14 protein-coding genes are annotated in these 19,923 nt (G+C 51.3%); 1 reads left to right on the forward strand and 13 read right to left on the reverse strand.

The window, feature by feature from the left end; genetic code table 11:
* Position 1 precedes the first annotated feature (1 nt).
* The 12 genes from ACZ3HG_RS20360 to ACZ3HG_RS20415 form a co-directional block, all read right to left on the reverse strand.
* Entirely contained in the window at positions 2–217 is a 216-nt protein-coding gene (locus ACZ3HG_RS20360; protein WP_465334138.1) for a hypothetical protein, read from the reverse strand.
* On the reverse strand, positions 210–2,753 hold the full coding sequence (locus ACZ3HG_RS20365) for a lantibiotic dehydratase (RefSeq protein WP_465334140.1): 2,544 nt from the start codon (positions 2,751–2,753) through the stop codon (positions 210–212). The genes ACZ3HG_RS20360 and ACZ3HG_RS20365 overlap by 8 nt, the downstream gene beginning before the upstream one ends.
* Positions 2,750–3,841: a PqqD family peptide modification chaperone gene (locus tag ACZ3HG_RS20370; RefSeq protein ID WP_465334142.1), complete on the reverse strand. Its 1,092-nt coding sequence runs from the start codon at positions 3,839–3,841 to the stop codon at positions 2,750–2,752. The genes ACZ3HG_RS20365 and ACZ3HG_RS20370 overlap by 4 nt, the downstream gene beginning before the upstream one ends.
* Positions 3,780–6,170: a nitroreductase family protein gene (locus tag ACZ3HG_RS20375; RefSeq protein WP_465334144.1), complete on the reverse strand. Its 2,391-nt coding sequence runs from the start codon at positions 6,168–6,170 to the stop codon at positions 3,780–3,782. The genes ACZ3HG_RS20370 and ACZ3HG_RS20375 overlap by 62 nt, the downstream gene beginning before the upstream one ends.
* Positions 6,171–6,788, reverse strand: a complete 618-nt coding sequence (locus ACZ3HG_RS20380; protein ID WP_465334146.1) for a hypothetical protein — start codon at positions 6,786–6,788, stop codon at positions 6,171–6,173.
* 12 nt (positions 6,789–6,800) lie between these two features.
* Positions 6,801–8,147, reverse strand: a complete 1,347-nt coding sequence (locus ACZ3HG_RS20385; RefSeq protein WP_465334148.1) for a YcaO-like family protein — start codon at positions 8,145–8,147, stop codon at positions 6,801–6,803.
* Positions 8,134–9,039 (reverse strand): thiopeptide-type bacteriocin biosynthesis protein, encoded by a 906-nt coding sequence (locus ACZ3HG_RS20390; protein ID WP_465334150.1) that lies wholly within the window; start codon positions 9,037–9,039, stop codon positions 8,134–8,136. The genes ACZ3HG_RS20385 and ACZ3HG_RS20390 overlap by 14 nt, the downstream gene beginning before the upstream one ends.
* A gap of 17 nt (positions 9,040–9,056) precedes the next feature.
* Entirely contained in the window at positions 9,057–10,112 is a 1,056-nt protein-coding gene (locus tag ACZ3HG_RS20395) for an ABC transporter permease (RefSeq protein ID WP_465334152.1), read from the reverse strand.
* A 2-nt stretch (positions 10,113–10,114) separates the two neighbouring features.
* Positions 10,115–11,122: an ABC transporter ATP-binding protein gene (locus tag ACZ3HG_RS20400; protein WP_465334154.1), complete on the reverse strand. Its 1,008-nt coding sequence runs from the start codon at positions 11,120–11,122 to the stop codon at positions 10,115–10,117.
* A 73-nt stretch (positions 11,123–11,195) separates the two neighbouring features.
* Positions 11,196–11,438, reverse strand: coding sequence for a hypothetical protein (locus ACZ3HG_RS20405; RefSeq protein WP_191934709.1), 243 nt, complete (start codon positions 11,436–11,438; stop codon positions 11,196–11,198).
* A 772-nt stretch (positions 11,439–12,210) separates the two neighbouring features.
* Entirely contained in the window at positions 12,211–14,163 is a 1,953-nt protein-coding gene (locus ACZ3HG_RS20410; RefSeq protein ID WP_465334156.1) for a DUF262 domain-containing protein, read from the reverse strand.
* Positions 14,160–15,440, reverse strand: coding sequence for a DUF262 domain-containing protein (locus ACZ3HG_RS20415; protein ID WP_034497605.1), 1,281 nt, complete (start codon positions 15,438–15,440; stop codon positions 14,160–14,162). Before ACZ3HG_RS20415 ends, ACZ3HG_RS20410 begins: the two co-directional genes overlap by 4 nt.
* Positions 15,441–16,447: 1,007 nt before the next feature.
* On the opposite strand from ACZ3HG_RS20415, the gene ACZ3HG_RS20420 reads away from it, so the two are divergent.
* Positions 16,448–17,275, forward strand: a complete 828-nt coding sequence (locus tag ACZ3HG_RS20420; protein ID WP_465334158.1) for a potassium channel family protein — start codon at positions 16,448–16,450, stop codon at positions 17,273–17,275.
* Between the two features lie 605 nt (positions 17,276–17,880).
* Here ACZ3HG_RS20420 and ACZ3HG_RS20425 read toward each other — a convergent pair.
* Positions 17,881–19,044 (reverse strand): DUF4238 domain-containing protein, encoded by a 1,164-nt coding sequence (locus ACZ3HG_RS20425; RefSeq protein ID WP_465334160.1) that lies wholly within the window; start codon positions 19,042–19,044, stop codon positions 17,881–17,883.
* Positions 19,045–19,923 lie beyond the last annotated feature (879 nt).

Consider the following 19,923-nt stretch of genomic DNA (forward strand, 5'->3'; position numbering starts at 1 on the left):
CTTAACGCGCTCCACCGGTCAGACGCAGCACCAGACCAATAAAAATCAGCGCAATGCCCGAGGCGTAAACCGGGAACCAGCGCGCCCACCAGTTAGTAGAAAACAGCGGCGCGCTATTGATATGACTGGTGGCATAGCTGCTGTAGAGGTTCAGGGCTAACACTATCGCCAGGCTGATAAGGCCGATAAACACCAGTAGATTCGAGACTTTATGCATTGTGATTCTCCTGTTCAGGGAACATCAGGGATAGATTGAAATTGTCGCCGGAAATCACCATTTCAGTATGAATTTCAGTGACGTAATTATTTTCCTGCGTCTGCATCCAGCTGTTCTCCGGCGAGGGTAGTGCTTCGCGGAAAACCAGCCAGTCGACTTTTCGCGCCAGCAGAAGCAGCTGGTCAAGACAATGTGGATTGCCGAGCCGGCACCACATTGGTTTGCGAATTTTTTCATTGTTGAACGCCTGCCAGCTGAGGCTGTCGTTGTACTGGCCGTTTACATAACTGTCTGGCGGAATGCCCTGCTTTAGCAGCAGTTCCAGCAGACGTGCCGGTTGATCGGCGACGGGCTGTCCGGTGAATTCCTGGAAAATTCGAGCGGTGCGCAGCCACCAGGTTTCGCGTATCAGTACGCAGTTATCTTCCTCCAGTCTCGGCGCATGTCGAAAATCGTCATCGTGCTCGTCCGCCATCATCTGGCTGTAGGCAGGACGACCTATCTGCACGGGTTCAGCCAGCACGGTAAGCAGGTATTTTGTACCCCATGCAATCATCGGCGTGGCGGCTCCCAGATAGCAGGGTTGCAACACCTGCCCTTGTCTGTCCATAAAATGCAATAACCCGCTTGCGGCGTCGTGACACAGACGGAGCTGAGCAAGAACAAGATCGCCTGCCACCTGCTGCGGCTCGTCCAGACACAGGTGATGTTGCGCCAGCCGCGCCTGAGCCTGCAAATTACTGGATTCGCCGCTGATACTGAACGTTAACGGCAAGGCTGGCGCGGCGAACTGCTGCAGCCACAGCTTCAGCTGTCTGCATCGTGCATCAGCGCCGCCATCGTCGGTTAGCGTGGTGCGCGCCAGCTGCCAGCCGATACGGGAATAAGCATTGTTAATCACTACCTTGCCGTGGCGCTGGTGCAACTGGCCGATCTCGCTGGCCTCCATCTGCAGAAACAGCGTAACCGGCAAGCGCAATGCCGCTGGATCGATGCCCCGGTAATCCAGACGGGCAACGGCGGCGGCGGGTTGTGCAAGTAGCTGCTGGCTGAACAGAATAAAGCCCTGCCAGATCTCCTGCAAAAACAAGCCAATATCTTCGCATACGCCACCTTCACCATAGCGTTGCAGAAAAGCCTGCCGTAACCAGAGATATTCCAGCGACAGGCTGGCGCGCTTCGCCACCACCCTGGCTACCCGGGCCAGCACGTCAGACACGAAGGTATCCGGCAGCGTCATGTCGATTCCCTCGCTCCAGGCATCTTCATACACAAGGTTACGGATTTCCGGCATCTGATGGCTGGTAAGCCTCTGCCAGCTCTCGCTCAGGGTCTGCTGCGCCTGCGCCAAAAGCGCGACGCGCTCCGGATTTTTCGCCTCACGCAGTTGGAGCGGTAGCTCGGCCAGGCGACGTAACGACTCGCTGGTCAGTGCTGCCGGTAGTGACGCAAGCACAGCGGCTATTGGCGCAGGATGATGCGCGCTCCATTGTAGTTGCGGGCGCAATACGTCTTTACGCACCAGCTTTCGCAACAGCCGTTCCGCCGGCTGCGGCGCAATGCCTGCTGCGACAAAATGCTGCCACCATTCACTCCAGCGCTGTGTGCTCCGGGCCGTCAGGATGGCATCCACTTCCTGCGGCTCCAGGCTCAGCGCAAACTGCTGCTCTTCGTTCCATAACAGACCGCGCCGTTTTTCGTAGCGATAAAAATCCCCACGCAACTGGCTGGCAGAAATCCGCTGTAGCGACGGATTGAGGCTCAGCGGCAGGTCACGCTCTGCCAGCAGGTGTTGGGCATACAAAGCTTCGCGCAGCGCCAGCGCGATCGACCGATTCAGATGGGTCGTCGTCACAACCTGCCAGTTCGCAGTCTGCAGGCTGGCACTGGCACTGGCGGCGCCATTAGCAAGTGGAAGCAGGATAAAAGAAGCAAATGTGCTGAAAGGGCTGACTTTGCCCGCAGCGCGGGTCATATAAGCAAATAGCGTGCGCTCTACCCGCCGCCGCTTTTTAGCAGGCCATGCCTGCCAGTTTTGCGCCAGATCGGTCAGCAGACGGGGTGAAGCGAGACTGAGCGCACGGCACATCACCGGTTCGTCGGCTGCTCTGGTTAATACTTCGCGGGTACGGTCGCTGACCTGCTGCCAGCACTGGCTGAAGGTCGCCTTCAGCTGCCGCCGCTCTTCGCTCAGCCCCTGCCATTCGGCAAGTTGCGCCAGCGTAGCGTCATCGTAATGCGCCAGCCAGGCACTCACTTCCTCAGAAAGCAGAAAAGGGCGACCGTTATAGAGATGACGACGATAGCGAATAAGTTCGTTACGAACACTGTCTGCAGCAGGCTGTGCGACATGCGCATGCAGGCTATCGATCAGGGTTTGCCTGAGTTGTTGCCAGCCCGCCTCCAGTTGCTGCTGTTGCCGAACAACGGCCAGCAGGCCATCAGGTAATTTGCTGACATAGTGTGTCGGCAAGCCCGCTATACGCAGCATAATAAACGGCGCGACCCGCAGACCTGGCTGAGATAAAAGCATCATAACCCCGCTCCTGCGGCCAGCCAGTTAGCTATGCGCTGCCAGACAACCATGCTAATCCAGGCCATCAGCCCGGCCATTACCATGCCGTAAAGCAGACAGTAGCTGATAAATAAGCGCCTTCCGGCGGCAGACCAGCTGAGGTTTTTTCCACTAGCGTCTCGCTGTGCGAACGCCTGAAACGCCCGGTTCATATCGGAAAGCCGGAAAGGCGTAAGGTTGAACAATAACCCGATAAGCACCAGCAGCTGCAAAGGGTGTACCGTGGCAGCCACGGCGGATTCGCTCAAGGCAGCCAATGTGCCCAGGCATAAAAGATCCACTAACGGCCCGGCCAGTGCCACCGCAACCTGTATTCCGCGCTGTGGATAGAGTGCAATCGCGCTGGTGTTAACAAAAGCGGAAGGCAGCCACCAGCCGCGAAACTGCAATCCAGCCCCAAGAACCGGACAGCCGTAAAGGCGGCAGGCCACGGCATGCCCCATCTCATGCAGCAATAACCACAGCGGTATGCCAACAACCATGACAAACAGCTGGCTGCCAAGCCATTCTCCCTGCATCAGCCAAAGGTTTAGCGTCGGCAGGCTGGCCACTGCCTGCCATAAAGCCACCGCCGCAGCAGCCAACAGCAGGCTGCATCCCAGCCAGCGCGGAACTGGCTGTAGCAGGCTGGCAAGCCGACGCGCGGCCGCATCCGGATTGGGTAAAGGAATACGCCCGGCCACTTTCGCTACAGCAGGCCGTTCTGTACCCTCGTCGATCATATTGGCCTGCCGCAGGCGCTGCAAAAAAGTGCGCAGCGCCTGCTGGCACTGTTCAGCGGTGGCCTGCGGGTGGTGTTTCGCCAGTTCGTCCTGCAGGGCGGCTAAAGAGGTGCCCGCCAGCAGCAGCTGCGCCAACCGTGCAGAGACGCCGCTCAGCTTTAGCGGCGCATTGCTGTTCTCCCGCAGCAGCAGTGCTACATCGCCCTGTGGGGAAGCCAGTTTTACATCAGCATATAAGCGCAACGGCGTGGAGACGGGCAGCATCTTAGTCAGGCTCCACAGGCAATGGATTTGCCAGCACCAGACAAAATAGTGGCGCTTCGCCATAACCATCGGCCCCGGCATGACGCATAAGTCCTTCCTCCAGGACGCCCCCCGCCAGCGTGCCAACCAGGCCGCAATTCACCGCCGCCAGCCAGCACTGTACCGCGCTTGCCGCCGCATTTTGTAGCTGCATGCGGTAGCCTGCCGCGCCATACTCCTGCAGCGTATTCTCCAGGTTGGCAACCCATACCAGTACAGCGCCAGCTTTATGAAAGGCGAGCTGATTGACACAGTCTCTCAACTGTTTGCGGCTAAAATCCTTGTCCCGCCGGTGCCATTGCTCACGCCCGGCACCGCTACACTGATAGATCCCAGCGGCAAGCTCGCCGCTGGCTTCGGGCAGCAATAGCCATGGCTCCAAAGATAAAACAGGCATGCCGCGCGAGTGGCTCTGCGCCAGCCCGGTATGGCAAATGCCGACCAAGGCTTCAAGCAACTTTTCCTGCACTGGCAGATCGGCATATTCGTATTGCGCGCGGCGTCGCAACAGCAACGAAGAGAGCTTTTCGTCACTGCTGAACGGCATCAAGGATGCGTAAGAAAATGGCGGCTGCGCCTGCAAAGCCCCACCATGCGGGCGATAGCTTACTGCCGCTATGCTGGTGGCAGTCTCAAAGCGGGGAAACGGCAAGGCTGTCATCGGCTCCGGCAAGCCCTGCAGATGCATGACCTGGCAAATAATATGGGGATTTTCCTGCTCGTTAAAGAACAGCAGGGTCCCCAGCCACTGCAGATCGATTTGGTGGTCTTCCCGCAGCGACCATCCCGCCGCACGGGCGGAAAGCGCGCAATATTGATTCACCACTCCGGCATCAAGATTGATAATGTTATAGCTGAAATCGTTATATTTGCCGCGCACGCGATGCTGATTGGCACTGACAATCAGCGATACCGGCTCTTCCGGTTGGCGCAGCAACCGCTCCATCTGCGGCTGGTCAACGCCAGCAAGGCTTACCAGCTGCTGCTCTTCTCCCCGGTAAAACCAGATGCCGCAGGGTAAACCGGGCAACGGCTGGCGGACCACCACAAACAGGTCGCAGGAAGTTAATTGCCCGCCGCTGGGGGCGATACGGCGCAGCGTGCCGTCGTCGAGCTGTTGATAGCCGGTGGCATGGCGCAGCAGCCAGCCGAGCGTAGCCAGCGTCAGCGGCTGAACCGCGGCTGGCTGCTGAAGCCAGTGCGATTCTGGAAATGCACCGGCAGGCAGCTCCAGATGTTGCTGCCCATGCAGCCTGACAGGCTGCGAAGCATGCCGTTTGAGATTATCAATAGTAAAATGCATTTGGTGGCTGCGCGGCGGTAGCTCATTACGCGGCGGCAGGCGCGTGCCGGTATGATGCAGCCAGGCGGTAAATTCCGCGCTTTCCGGCGGCAGATAATGCGATCCTGGCAGGCCTCCGAGCGGGGTGCCGGGTAGCCGGGCAATCTTACTGGCGAGCGTATATTCCCCGTTGCCCAAATGACTGTGGGAAAAAACCTTATTGAGATAGCTTTCTGCAGAGAGCCCAAGAAGAAGCTGTCCCAGCTCATGCGCAGCGTAAACGGCGCGAAACGCCACTTCCTGCCGATCGCTGGCAGGCTGCGGTAGCTCGCACTGCGCACGGGCGCACTGATAGCTGGCACTGATCCCGGGCAACGTTAGCGGGCCGACCAGCGTGCAGTCGGCACCAATGAAACAGCTGAAATAGCGTACTCCTGCATGATGCAATACATCTACACACGCCTGGCGCGACGTATCGCCCGCGCTGCCGTCAAAAATCACCAGCGCATCATCCCAGACGTGGGAATCGAGCTGCTGTGGCTCAGTCAAAACATCAATACTGGCGACAATGGATCCCAGCGCCTGACGTAGCAAAGGCTGTACGTCTTCCGGGCAAACCAGCGCCAGCCGACGGCTGCGGGCAGACCGCAACGCCGCGCTGCGGTTAGCATGCAGGCGAGTATTATCGACCAGCCGCCCACAGTAGCTGGCGAGCGGGCTTTGATCGTCAGCATCCAGCCCTTCGCCATCTTCAAGAAAGCCATAGCGAAACAGCAGTGACAGCATGCCCAGCGCGTTATCGCTGCTCAGCAACGCGTCGCCCGCCAGCACGCTTTCCAGTTCGTTGTCGCCGTTTAGGCGCTCAAGGAATGCCGCCAGTGCGCTCATGCCCTGCGCACAAGTCAAAATACGCGACTGATGCGCGCCATAAACCGCTACGCGGGTGGCATTTTCCGGGATAAAAATCAGTTCAGGGATCAGCTTTGGCCGCCGTGGCAATAAAGCGTAGAGATCGCGATGCTGCCTGAATTGCGCACCTGATAGTAGCGTGGACATATGCGTGGTTTTCATTTACTGCAAGACTCCCTTCAGATGGCTGGCCAGCAATGCTGTTCCCTGCGCCTGCGAAACACGACGGCTGCCGCGACAATCGCAGCCGTGCAGCGCTACGACATGACTGCTGGCGGTACGGTTGCTGCTGAAGCTGACTGCCGTCAGATTGCCAAACTGCTCTTCCGGTAAGCTGGCATACTGCTTCAAACGTAAACCGGCCATCATCACCAGCGCAGGCGTAAAGCCCTGTAACGCGTTATGCGGCTGTTGTTCGTGAAAGCGCTGTAGATTAAGGTCCATCATCGCCGTTCGCGGCGTTTCCACCAGGCTAAGAAGACGCTTTGTTGTGCATGCGTAGCAGGCTGTTTTTCCTGGCACCACTAGCGGACCACAGCGTAACTGATGATCGCTCAGCACCACGCAGGCATGCGGGATCCCCGCCTGCAGTAGTCGGGCGGTAAGCTCTTCAAGCTTAACCGGCGCGCCGCCAGTAAGTACAATGCCGACAAACGGCGTTTCGCTACTGCACCAGGAACGATCCAGCGCGGCGGCCAGCGTCAGCGGCGTAAAGCCTTCCTGGCGGCACAGATAATCAGCGACTTCATGACCAAACACCGTCTCACTGACAATAATCATGACAACTCTCCTTCATGCAAAAGGCTGCGGCCACGGATTGATCGTGACCTTGTCGCCTGTTTGCTCGCTTAGCCGTTGCTGCTGTTGCAGCAAACGAGGATGGCCGAGATAACGGGCGCGATAGCTTGATGTCATAGGTAATAACTCCGGGATTACCGCACGCACGACATGCAGCCCCGCCTCACGCAGGTCATCCGTGGTCATATCTACGATCACCACATCCATGCCAAGCTGGCGAAAACGGGCAACCAGCTGCTTCAACTGTGCCGCTGGCTGCTGGGGTAAGCCCGCCTGAAGCTGGCTAATCGTCACTTCCCCACTGCTGTTGGTCAGGAAATCAAAGGCGGGACGTTGTTCCGCACGCCCCATAAAAACAGCGCCGTGTTCCAGTGCGATAAAATCGCGCATATCCTTCGGCAAAGACAGTTCATGTTCCAGCACCGAACGGCCCATCGCGCTTTCACGGATCATCTTGCCGCAGCTATCCCAGGGATCGAAACTGGTTGAACAGTTGACAAACTGGGCGGAGGTCGGGTGTCCGGGCCGCAGCTGTAGCCCATAGACAGTTGGCACGCCGACATCGGTGGTCGCGTCGAAAAAGTACTGTTCAAGTCCGCTGGTCGCCAGACGGGTAAACTTATCCTCAAGGCGATCCGGGACGGGCTGATCGAAGCGAATACGCGGCAGCGGCATTTGCAGTAGCCAGGTCAGGGCAATCGCGTCGCGCTCAATGATTTCGTTGATCGCGGTAACGGTCGCCATGGTCAGATCGGTATGAGCTGCGACGCCGGTGGAAATGGGTAACCAAAACAGTTCGCTTTCCCAGGGCCTGACGTAGAGATGAGACATGATTAGCGGCACTTTACGCGGGCGGTCTGCCGTTAACGAGTAGCCTTCAACCCAACGCAAAGGCAAGCTGTCATCTATTGGCTTCACCGGACAAAGAGGGTCCGCCAGCTCCTGCTCGCTGCAGCATGGAAGCGTATTGGCAGCAATGCCCTCAGCACCCAGTTCGTGAAAGCTGGCGACGGTAACATCTCCCGGATGATAAACGCAGGTCGCATAGCGCTCTGCCGCCTCAGCAACGGCGCGAACCACCGCCATATCAACCTGTTCATCAGCACCGCAGCCAGCCAGCGCGATGGTTTGCAGGTCATTCCCCAGGTTGTCGATAATGTGCGGATAGGGCATCGACAGATTGCCCAGGCTGGCCAGCACCGCCGGAAAACGCGGGACATGAAGCTCCTGTGGCTCCAGCGGATAAACGCTGCCCACTACCCCCGCCAGCGGCGAGACCAGCGACATAAAGGGATATTTTTGGCGCATCGCGGCGGAAACGGCAAAATTATGATGATGCATGAATAACCCCCCCTTCGAGGCTTTTGCTCATCAAGACTGCCAGCCACGCCTCGTCCAGCGTGCTTAGGCCAAGACGATTGTTCATCAAATGCATAAACTGGAAGGCCAGATTTTCCGCCAGCCCTTCGTTGTAACGTTCGCAATGACGCTCGTAGCTACGGCGGGTTTGCTCCAGCGCTGATTCCCAGCGCGTCAGCAAAGCAGCGCAGTGCGGCTGCTGACGCAACTGCGGCGACAGCAGTGGCACGTTTTCATCTATCAGATCCCAGGCGCGATCGGTAAACGTATTTTTCATCATGCCGATATCTGGCGAACCCGCCAGCCAGAAGGTGGCATAGCTGTCCAGAAACGCGATGTGCCTGCCGGGCGGGACAAACCGTTGCAGTGCCGCAAGCATCAGTGGCAAGACGAAATCCTTACGTGAAACGGTATGTGCGGATTCATCCTGCAAAATAGCGCGGGCAATGTCGCTGGAATGGTGAAACAGCGTTTCGGCAATACCCATACCTGTTTCGCCACCGTAGACCTCGGTTTCCGGTTGATACTCCGCGCGTTCACAATGCACAGGGAATTGATATTCGGGAAACGTCGGCATATCGCGGAAATTGACCAGCGGCGTCCACAGGCTGGCCGGGCGCTTCGGCAACCGGTTAAGCGCATCATGTAGCGTGGCGTAAATAGCCGCCTCCCGGCTTTGGTCCTCATTCTGCAGTAAAAAACGTACGCGCAGATGCACGCCTTTTTCATCGATATAACGCAGAAAGAACCAGGGTGAATCTGGAGCCAGCGCCAGCGCCGGAGTCAACCCCTCAGCAATCAAAAAGTCCATTCCATCGTGGTGGCTACCAATATAGAGCTTATAAAAGTGCCAGGATGCTGAGCTGTTTTTCATCTTTGCGGACCTGTAATTTAAGATTGTTTAGGCTGAAAACGGAACCATCTGATACCGACAAACAACGTTATGGCGCCCCATACCGCCATACCAGTGCAGTTAGCGGCAAAAGAAAATACGCCTTCGCTGCCGTTCATTGCAAAGCGAAGCGCGTCGGAGACAAATCCCACCGGCGTAGTCAGAATTAACCATTTGAACGGAGGAAAAATGCTGAGGTCGAGGAATAGCTGCCCGAAGCACATACACCAAAAATTAAGCAGGGTCAGCAAAATGGTGGCGAGCGTCGAGCTGCGGAATAATCCGGCCAGCGCATAGCCAAAGCTGACCAGCAATAGCGCGCTGGCCACCAGCAAAAGGGCAAACAGCAGCGGCTGTTGCACGCTAAAGCCAAACGCCAGACCACCGACCACCATCAGCAACGCAATTTGAATGAGCGAAATCACCAGCCGCACGCTTACCTGTGACGCCAGCAGGATCCAGCGCGGTAAAGGAATAACGGCATAGTAACGATAGATCCCCTTCTCGCGCGCAGCGACCAGCGGCGTCGCAGTGCCGAACAAGGCGACCTGTAATAAAGCCAGCGTAAGCAGAGACGGGAAGATAAAGGTAAAATAGTTAAAGTGTTGATTTTCCACCGCGAAAAACTCTACCGGTGTCGGAGAGGCCACCGGCTGATGGGTCAGTGCAACCATGACCAGTTGAGCGACAGAACGCATTGATTCGGTAGTGGTAATCGTCGGACGTTGCCGGCCTTCATCCCAGCTCACTGCAGCCTGCACCTCATTGTCGCGCACCAGCGATTGCGGGTCGCTTCTCAGCTGACGCTGAACCACCAGTCCGGGCGCGTTGCGTAGCTGCTGCCAGAGTGCTTCAGCTTCATGAGACTCCCCCACTACGCTCACCTGCACGGCAAATTGTTGTTGATTGCTATTGATGATTTTCGCCGTAATGCCAAAGGTAAAAATAAAAAACAGCGGCAAAACAAAGGCGAATAACGTTGACAACGGATCGCGCAGATACTCTTTGACGCTGGCACCAAAAAAGCGTCGGTAAATCTGCCAGCTATGGCTCATGGTTAATCCCTTAATGTCTCGCCGGTCAAACAGATAAAAACATCTTCAAGCGTATTTTTACTTACCTGAAGCTGTACGGGTTCGCAGCCCAGGTTTTGCGACAGCGCAATGACTCGCGGCAGTACCTGCGCCAGTTCACGTACAGGAATATGTAAGCGACTAAGTGCCCGATTGTGTTCATCAGCCTGCTGTGTTGCGCCAGGAAAAGACGTAACAAATTTTTCCGCCATCGCCTGTGCTACGGAAAAACGGATATGGTGGCCCGGACAATAGCGATCGATAAGCTGTTGCGGACTGGCGTTCTCCAGCAGCCTGCCGTGATTGATAATCATCACCCGGTCGCACAGAATTTCCGCTTCGTCCATTTGATGGGTGGCGATCAGCACGCCCATCTCCGACTGGCGGACATTTTCGATAATGTGTCGCCAGATGTAGCGGCGGCTTTGCGGATCGAGATCCCCCGTCGGTTCGTCCAGCAGCAGCAGCTTCGGCCTGCCAGCCAGCGCCAGCGCCAGCGCCAGTCGCCGTTTTTGGCCGCCAGAAAGACGGGAAAAGCGCATTTTTCGCTGCGCTTCCAGCGACACGGCCTGGAGCAACGCCTCAACCGAGAGCGCATTTGTATACAGCACCTGATAAAGCGAGAGGATCTCTTCCACGCGCAAGAGGGACGGCAAACTGAAAAACTGAGGCGCAACGCCCAGCTGCTGTTTAACACCGTGGCTCAGCCCTTGCCGGATATCTTCCCCGCAGACGCTAATCAGTCCTTTAAAAGGGTGCACCCCCTGCAAAGTCTCCATCAACGTAGTTTTTCCCGCGCCATTTGGCCCTACCAGACCGATAATTTCGCCGGGGTTTATCTGCAGCGAAATATCATGCAGCACCTGAACATCAGAGTAAGATTTACTTAACGATTCCACCTGCAGTAGCGGCGACCGACCTGCCGAAAACTGATGTGATGCCGGGCTATTTGCGAGCTGAGTAGCCAGAGTGATGTCATCCTGCTTGATCATTAGTTGGGAGCCAGCGAGAAAGTGTCAGGAGGGTAACCGGCACAATGTTTCGTACCGGTTGCGTAGAGGGAAATTAACCGCCACTACTGGTAATGCTGCCCATCGTACCGATGCTGCCTGCCGAAGCAATACTGCCACAACCTGCGGTAGATGCGGTGCTGACACTGGCTGCAGTTGAAGCGCAGTCGCTGGCGAAATACAGGGTTTCCGGCAATTCTTCGACCAGCAGATTGATCCCGTCGAACTGCGCTGAAGGGGAGTCAAGCGTAATATCCAAGCGGTGGGACTGACTAACCAGAGATGAGAAAGTAGCCATAAAACATCCTTATAATCTGATTACATTGAGACAACTTGTGAAGCAATTTTTAACACAAATGATAAGTTTGTGTAAAGTAATTATCCATTTTTTGTAAGCTTAATACCTTTACAACTCTTATCAATCTTCCGTTAATGACGCCAGGCAATGGGCGCTACAGGCGTTTAAACCCTGACTGAGCGGGCCCTCGATGACAGGAAATTTTGCGTTGCAAACAGAACCTGACGTGTTTCCCAGAACGTGCTGCAGTGATTAACCCGACCAAATTGAGCGCATCGTTACCAGCGATAATTCGAGCAAAGATGTTCACGACGCGCCGAAGGGGGCCATGAAGAGGTTAACGACGTCAGGAAAATGCGCATAATGATGGGAAAGGCGGACAAGGAGGAAACGTCAGGATGGCGTATCAGAAAACTAAAGAATGGCGTTCAGGGTTCTGAAGACGAACCGCAGCGCAGGAGTTCTTCAACGTGTTTATGCCGGGGAAAAAATAGCCAAAAGCCCGCAGTTACGCGGGCTTAGAGGTACTTTACTGCTTTTACGTGCAGGCTGTTGCCAAACGTGGAATCATTCCCACTCGATGATCAATGCCACCTGAAAACACTATAAAATCAACATTATATCATTTTATTTGCATGTCGATACCACACAAAATACCATGATAAGAAAACCTGGGAGCTGTACTGATCGCCTCGCCCGACACAAAACGCTTTTAGACTGACAACTTGCACTTTGCAAGGGACATTCGTCCAAAAGCGGTTATTCAAAGAAATCAACGCCCCGGGTAGGATCTTCCGATTGCCTCCACCAGACTTACATCATCACGAAGCAATGTCACCATCTCTTCATGATGTGCTGTTATCTGCTGATCGTTCCAGCCTGTATTTCGAGTGATTTCCGCCATTCTCTTGAGCTTGGGACTTTGAAGTTCAATCGTATCCTTGAAGTTTTCGGCCTTCGCTCTGGGAAGACTATTGCTGAATTTTGAGTTCGCGCTGACGCTTACGAGCGCGAGGTTGCCAAGCAGGTTAAGGCTAGAACCTGAAACAACCGCGCCCGACTGTTCTTTGTCCGGATGCTGTGGATAAAAGTGCTCAATGGAAGTTCTGAACTGAAATTTGAAATCTCGTTTTGAGGAATCGCTCAACAGAAGATAGTCGAGATACGAAAAGACGATACGGCTGATACCAAACCCTTGTGGTTGCTGATCTTCCTCAAAGGGGAATGTCTCTTTAACCTTGCTACGGGCATACCCCTTCAACAAATCGGCAAGATCCGCATGTTTCGCGTCTTGAGGGGCTTTAACGGATAGCCAGCGAAGAACTTTGGTAATCCAGTGCATCGTTCGCGGAGAAGTGTAGGTAATCCGAAGCATGGACTGGAGCAGCAATACATCTCGGGTATGTGGGTCAGCACCGCTGTCCTCCTCTAAGTTTCCATTGCTGGCCGAGAAAACATGGATGTACGTCGGGGTTGGCTTCTTATCCGCGCCGCCTTTCTTCAATCGCTGGAGAGACCAATCACCATCGTCACCGATGTTCGCCGTGAATTGACGCTTCAAGATGAAGCCATCGAAGAGATTGCGGCACTTGAGAAGCATGAATGCAAAGCTACGCACCCAATCTGCTTTAGCATCGGGTACATTATTTACGGCGTCGTCAAATGACTTGATGAGGCGCTTGTCGTCAAGCTGGCCTTCGTCTTCGACCTCATCGCCTTTCATAATTCTTAGAACGTGTAGCAGAAAGGCCGGAAACTCAATAGTCGAACGAAACCGCTCGTTGCCCTCGTCTTCAGTGGAATTTGACTCGATCTCTTTAGCGTATTTTGACAACGCCTCATCCAAGGACAACGATACCCCTTCGGAGGATTGCCTTGATGAATTGATGCCGGATTGCGGACGACTTTCCGTTAGCGACGCGAAGCTGGTCACCTCCAGCCAGGACCATTCATCGCCAAATATTTTGTTTCGCAAACTGGTGTCACCACGGGTCAGAGACATCTGGACATAAGAATCCATATCAGCACAGGCATCCCAAACCCACGCGAAGCATTCGCGTTCATATTGATTGGGCAGCTTGCTCATCAGGCGAGCCTTAACAATATCAACCTGCTTGAGTTGCTGCCCACGAGTGTTCATGATCTCGAAGTAGCGATTGAGGTCGGTATTGGGTGGCAGCGAGGCACGGACGACAGTAACCTTCGTTAGCAAGAAATTGGAGAATTTTTCGCGTGAGCGATTAAGGGTTTCATTTTGTTTGAAGAACTGATTGATGATGCTGTAGCCTTCATGGATGCCAGCATCTGCATTACTCGTGGAACCCTGCGGTCGGACTTTCCCCTTAGCTGCCTCCTGTGCTACTCGCCGCAGGGCTTCCGTTGCCCGTGCACGCGACTCATATTGCAAGTGGCCTGCATGACCAACCGACGGCTTCTCACCCTCACCGTCTTGCTCCAGGAAGGTCAGAAGCAGATAGAGGGTTGTAAGTCGTTGTTGTCCATCTATGACCTCGAACTCGTCCTCTCTACCCCGCTTGATTACAACAAGGTTCCCAAGAAAATAGCCGTCCTGGCCCCCAGCCACCGAGTCTTGAATATCGCTGATAAGTTGCTCAATCTGTTCGGCCCGCCAAGCATAGTTCCGTTGATAAATAGGAATCAGATAATTGTCCGTGAATAGCTTGCCTACTGTTAGCAGTTCGGGTTTCAACTCCTTCTTGCTCATTGCAGCCCCTTGATAAAAGCAACGAGTTCCTTTTCGTGGTTATCGTCGTATGGCTGACTTGCTATTGGAAGTTTACGGACAACACTTCCAGTCATCGCGTTGCGTAGCAAAACAAAAGGCGATTTATTTGCATCGTTTTTACCTCGCGCTCGGTTGTCAGCAGATACAAATTGCACACGAAGTAACTCGACCCGCAAGGCATATGCCCATGCGAATAACCTATTTCGCACTTCATCCACATCTTCATCGCCAAACTTGTTTGTATAGCAAAGCAGCGCGGCAATGAACAATTCGTAAACGTAGCGGTAGCGACTTTGAGATGGGCCAAAGTTTTTGAAACCTCTGTCGATAACCTCTTTTTCCAGTATCTTCAATTCGTCCAGCATGAATGTCACCATCTCGAAAAATGAGCGCCCAGCGATTATCGGGGCATCAAGCTGAAAGCGGCTGCGTCCGGCATTTCGTGCATCATGTGTAGAGGACATCGCCCATGCACTTAGAAGTGGCATAGCGGCTTGTGCTGCAAGATGATATCGCAGATTTGGCGAAAATGATCTGTGGGATCGTGATGAAATTCCCTTGAACATGCCGATGTCCCGAATAGCAAATTCGAGCGAGCTTTCGCCTCGTGACCATTTGGATATCCGGTATAAAAAAGTAGAAAAAAGCCTGTCCAGATCCTCATCATTTACGGCTTCCCAAGCCTCAACGACAGCCACTTTCATAGCAGCGGACTCATCGTGCATTTCGCGCAGGTGGTGTGCTTTGAGCAAGTCGTGAGGGGCAAGCGGTTTGCCGCGATAGTTCTGGGAATCAAAGACACGAAATGCCTCATCAATATCGTCCGTCACAATACGCACCAACTGACATTTGTGACAGATAAAATCCAAAAATTCTTCTTTATCTTCCAACTGCGACAGGCGCCTTTGAAGCTCCATCCAAACCAGGGAGACAGGGGTTTCGCTGTTACCAGACACCGAAATCTGATGATTTATCGGATCTAAGGCCGCAAGAATCATTCGCAAAGTCAGCAGACGTTGCTGTCCGTCGACTACATTGAGATACTCACCATCATCGTGAATAATGATTGCACCCAAAACATAGGGAATATCTTTTCGTTCGGTATCTCGAAGAGCTTCGCTGAGATCATCCACCAGTTGTAGAGCGGTCGATACTTCCCAACTGTATGGGCGTTGATAGTTCGGTATCCGAAGGCCTTGCTTGAGTAGTTCATCTACGGTGACTGCACTAACACCGTCCTCTCCGTTAATCGCCATTGCTATGTCCCGTCATTGAAGCTTTTCTATTTTCTCAGCGTGTTTTCCGCAAACTTTATTCACCCATATGGAGACTTCGATTCCGAGCGGCGGCTGTCTTGTTTCACAATTTCGATCACGAGGTGCTCCTCTGGAGCATTTTTAACGATCTGGAGACTTGGGTCGAGAGAGCGGTTCTGACCAAAAGCGGGCATCGATGGCATCAGCACAGCGCTGCAATGCAATGCAATGCAATGCAATGCAATGCAATGCAATGCAATGCAATGCAATGCAATGCAATGCAATGCACCCGGTTGTCAATACCATGGCATTTGCTGATACGGTCACATGGTATTTGCTATATCTTCGATTCAGCGTCGGTCTTATACCATGAAAAATGCCATTGATAATGCAGTCAATATCATCAATGGCACTAACTAAATCAAATAAAACAATAGGTTAAATAATACCTCACTCCCACTCAATTATCAATTTAAAGTAAAAATATTTATAAAACATAAGCATAGAAAAATAACGAATCTAACAACCATGAGAAATACCATGTCCAGTAAAAAATGTTCAAGAAGCCGAATTAACCTCTCTTGTGGCAAAAGCTAACGATATGCGTCGTCATTGTTCAGCAACACCTTGCGATAAAAATCGCGTTCCATCCCAATCAAGTTTCTACCGCCCCCGGAATCTAGGTCGAGCGCAGCTTGGGTGGTTTCCAAACATGATTACGTCGGTTTTTTAATACAGCCACTGTCCTACGTGCAATACGCAGCGTAGATGAAGCTGCCGAGCTGAGCGACCTTCTCGATCAACTGCTCAGAACTCAATCGCGACGGGCAGACACCATTGAGTTGATTCAAATACTATAATATGATGTAAATAACTAACCATATTACACTAGGCGATCCATCACAAATTTTGCGTGATATAAAGACGTGGAATGGTTTGCGTAAATTTAGTCCATCTCAACTCAGAAGTTGCTGAAATGCTCGTCAAACATAGAGGAATGGCTAGACGTGAATGATTTATCGACCAAACAAAAAAAACTCATCTATAAACTCAGCGCAATTTTAATTGGTTCGATTTTATTTTTTTCCGCCCTTTTTTGGCTGGCAGGAAACTTTGAAGGACATGGTGTAACTAAGAACAATAAATCTGCTGATATTTATGATTTGGTTTATTTTAGCGTGGTTTCCATTACGACGCTTGGTTATGGTGATTTTACACCTATCGGTATATCCAGGCTCTTTGCCTCTCTCGAAGCAATATTTGGCATTGTGTTCATAGGTTATTCAATTTCACAAGTTTTGTCCCTGCGCCAGTCCATGCTAGTAGAATATTCCGTGAATTATGGCATCCATGAGGCATATAATCAATGCATCGAATATCTTATCGACGCCAAAGAATCCATAGGAGACAAAAGGAGGGAAATTCAAAATGGCATTATACCTCAAACTATCTCTTTTATATACAACAGATCCAACCCTTTTTATTCATCCACAAAAGCGTTGCGAATTACAAATGGGTACTCCTCTCACCTTGTTAATATAGGCAAGATTGAAGAGCTCGTTAAGCATGTGGAACGCGCAGCACATCATGTTGAAGAGCTTGCGGGGTTTACTAGAAAATATCTTAACTTGCTACAAAATAAAAATATAGACTGGAATCAGGATAGAACCATTTTAATTCTTCTAACACTGTGTGATCAGATCGATTATTTTGTAGATCAGTTTATCGAAAAAACCAGCTATGCGAGTAAACCATATAAGGGTAGCGGTATGTATAGGGATGTAGTTAAATCCATATCGAATGACATTCGGAAAAAGTGTAAAAAACTTAAATAGGTTTGAAATTATGGTGCGGGTTAATAGCCTCGACATGAAGTATCTACAATGATAGACATTTCAATATTTTCGCCTACACCAATGACTGCTCGTGTCCAAATGTCGCTGTTCGCCACCTCCTGCACGGGTCGTAAACGGCCGACCGTGAATTACTATTCTCGCCCCTCAGCCAAGAGTACATAGGGTAACGTCGATTACGAACGACTGGCCAGCATCGATAAAAAATATTCGTAAAGCGCAAGACAATCTAGCATCAAGCGATTAGATGAAATGAAGGACAGGATGGCTAGAAGTGCTATTAACCAGATGGAAATTAGTCATTGACTACGTTACAAAAAAACACTTCCATCCCATTCAATTTCGCAAATACTAAACCATCTGGAAACCATGCGCTTCATGAGTGGCATGTATAACAAAGCGCGGTTGTAGGATAAATTTTCCGCTGCGCACCAAATTTTTCGCGGAGCCAAGCTTTATGTATTTTGGCGGTTCAGTGGAATTTTTGATAGCTTATCAGAGTGGCTAAACGTGAATTGGCGTTCAATTTTAACCACAGTCAGAAGGTGAGGATTGATAATCCCTACAAAATTATCATCGCAAGAGATTTATTCAACAGGATCATCCGGAGCGGAAAGTCGATCTACCAAGTGGTTGAGATTCGGCACCTCTCTTCCAGGAGGAAGCTGAGATTGGATAAAAGCAGAACGATAAGGAATACGGGAGTTAGAAAGATCTTTTAATGCGATGAAGCTTAGACCTGGATAGAAGTTTGGCTCAGGGTCGGAAATCGCGTGTATAATTCGACCTGTAAGCCTCCCATTTAAAGTAATTTCAGGAACTGGCGTGACTGATTTCTCCTCTCGCCTCAACCTGCTTGTCTCTTCCTGCCACAGTACAGTCAAATAATTTTCATGTATGTTACTGCCGAAATACACTGAGTTATAAGACTCGTGTAATTGTAGCTTGTTCATTTGATGTATGTCTTCTTCATTGTCGATTTCAAAGACAATGCTTGCTGAGTCTCCAATAATTTCATACGCCTCGGGATCGTACAAGAAGGCTAACAGTGATGGGCTCAGCGGGAAAAATATCATCAACCCCAAGTTAATATTGCCCAGCTTGCTGCACTTATAGTCACTCAGGGCGATATTGGTAAACGATACAGGAGAGTCGCTGAAAATGAATGGGAGACCTGTAGTGTTTTTCAGAATAATTAATCTTAAGTCACTGACTTCATCTACCTTGTTTGGCACTCCCATAAGATTTTCATACTGCATTATTTTAGAATCGCTAAAGGAGGAAAATACTTGTTCCATTGCTTGCCTTACAGCATCGGTAACCTCTTGCGACAGCCCAGAGTCATAGTTTTCCAAGTCATCAATCTGGGGTTGGAAAAAATTTTTATAAAAGTCCTGTACAGGTATTTCGTTTATTCTATATGTTAGTGTGCGCTCTCTCTGAAAAAGAATATTTTCAATGAGCGTGTTGATATGTTCTTTCGATAACTTATCAACGCATTCGGCTTTAAGAATTTCAAGAATGGAGTGATGATTCTTAGCGTACTTGATATCAAAGGCAGTAATCTTTGCTTCTACTTCAGTATTCCCATAAAAATTATTTTTTGAAGATTGAGTATCGATAGCTGTAGGATAAATTACCTTACCTTTCTTTCTGAGCAACATACATATGCTGTTTCCATCGGCGGAAAAACAGCGAAAATAATATTGTGGTACATAATGCTGATTTTGTGGCTTCTGATCGTCTACCATAACCATTCCTTGATTCTTAATATTTTAAGTGCCTGACATAAGCGGCTGACAATTGTACTGCAGGCTATCCTGAGATATGAAAAACATATCAAATGAAGGGCGATTAAATCAAGCTGTAACATATTTAGTCGAAGCCAACTCAATTCTCTCATAGTTGGCGGGCAGCAACTTTGTACCAACAGTCTACTCAGCATTAGATTGAAAGCCTCTTCTATTTGATACGTGACAGCCACTAAGCCATTACAGATAATTGCAAGTGCAACTTCGGCATTCAATGAGCAATCCTATGATTTTTTCACACCATTTCTAGCTTTATAAAAAACCTTAAATAACATATAATTTCAACAAGTTACATTACTTATACGATTTAATTCTAAGCGTTAATATATCATTGCCTTTTGAAAGCAAAAAGGTTTCGAGAGATTACGGAACACTGATTAAAGGGAAGTGGTAGTCGATAACAACCCTCGTCCTATAATCAGCACGAAGAACATCAGTCCCTCTCAAGTCGTCGTTTACACTCTTATGTGGATGATCAGCAGAAATATCGGGAATACAGTGAATGAAGCGTTCTGGTCTAAAAACCGCAGCAACGCCGGGCTCCCAAGAATGCTGAGAGCCATGATGCGGAACCTGGACGGTACCGAGGTCTGCCCAACGCATAGACCCAAAGTGGTTATGCATCTCATCAAGAGTAGTGTTATCAATGCGTAAATCGCCCAAAAGCAACGTTCCAGCCCTTTCAATGATTGAAACTCGACACCGACTTGTTGGACAACAAATGTCACGATCACTGAATATGCTGACCTGCTCCCCGTTGATTAGTACACCCCGATGTTAGTAATGTCTTCATAAGCCACATGAGGACATCCCCATGAA

This window comes from Erwinia sp. PME.40.26/001 (assembly GCF_055556675.1).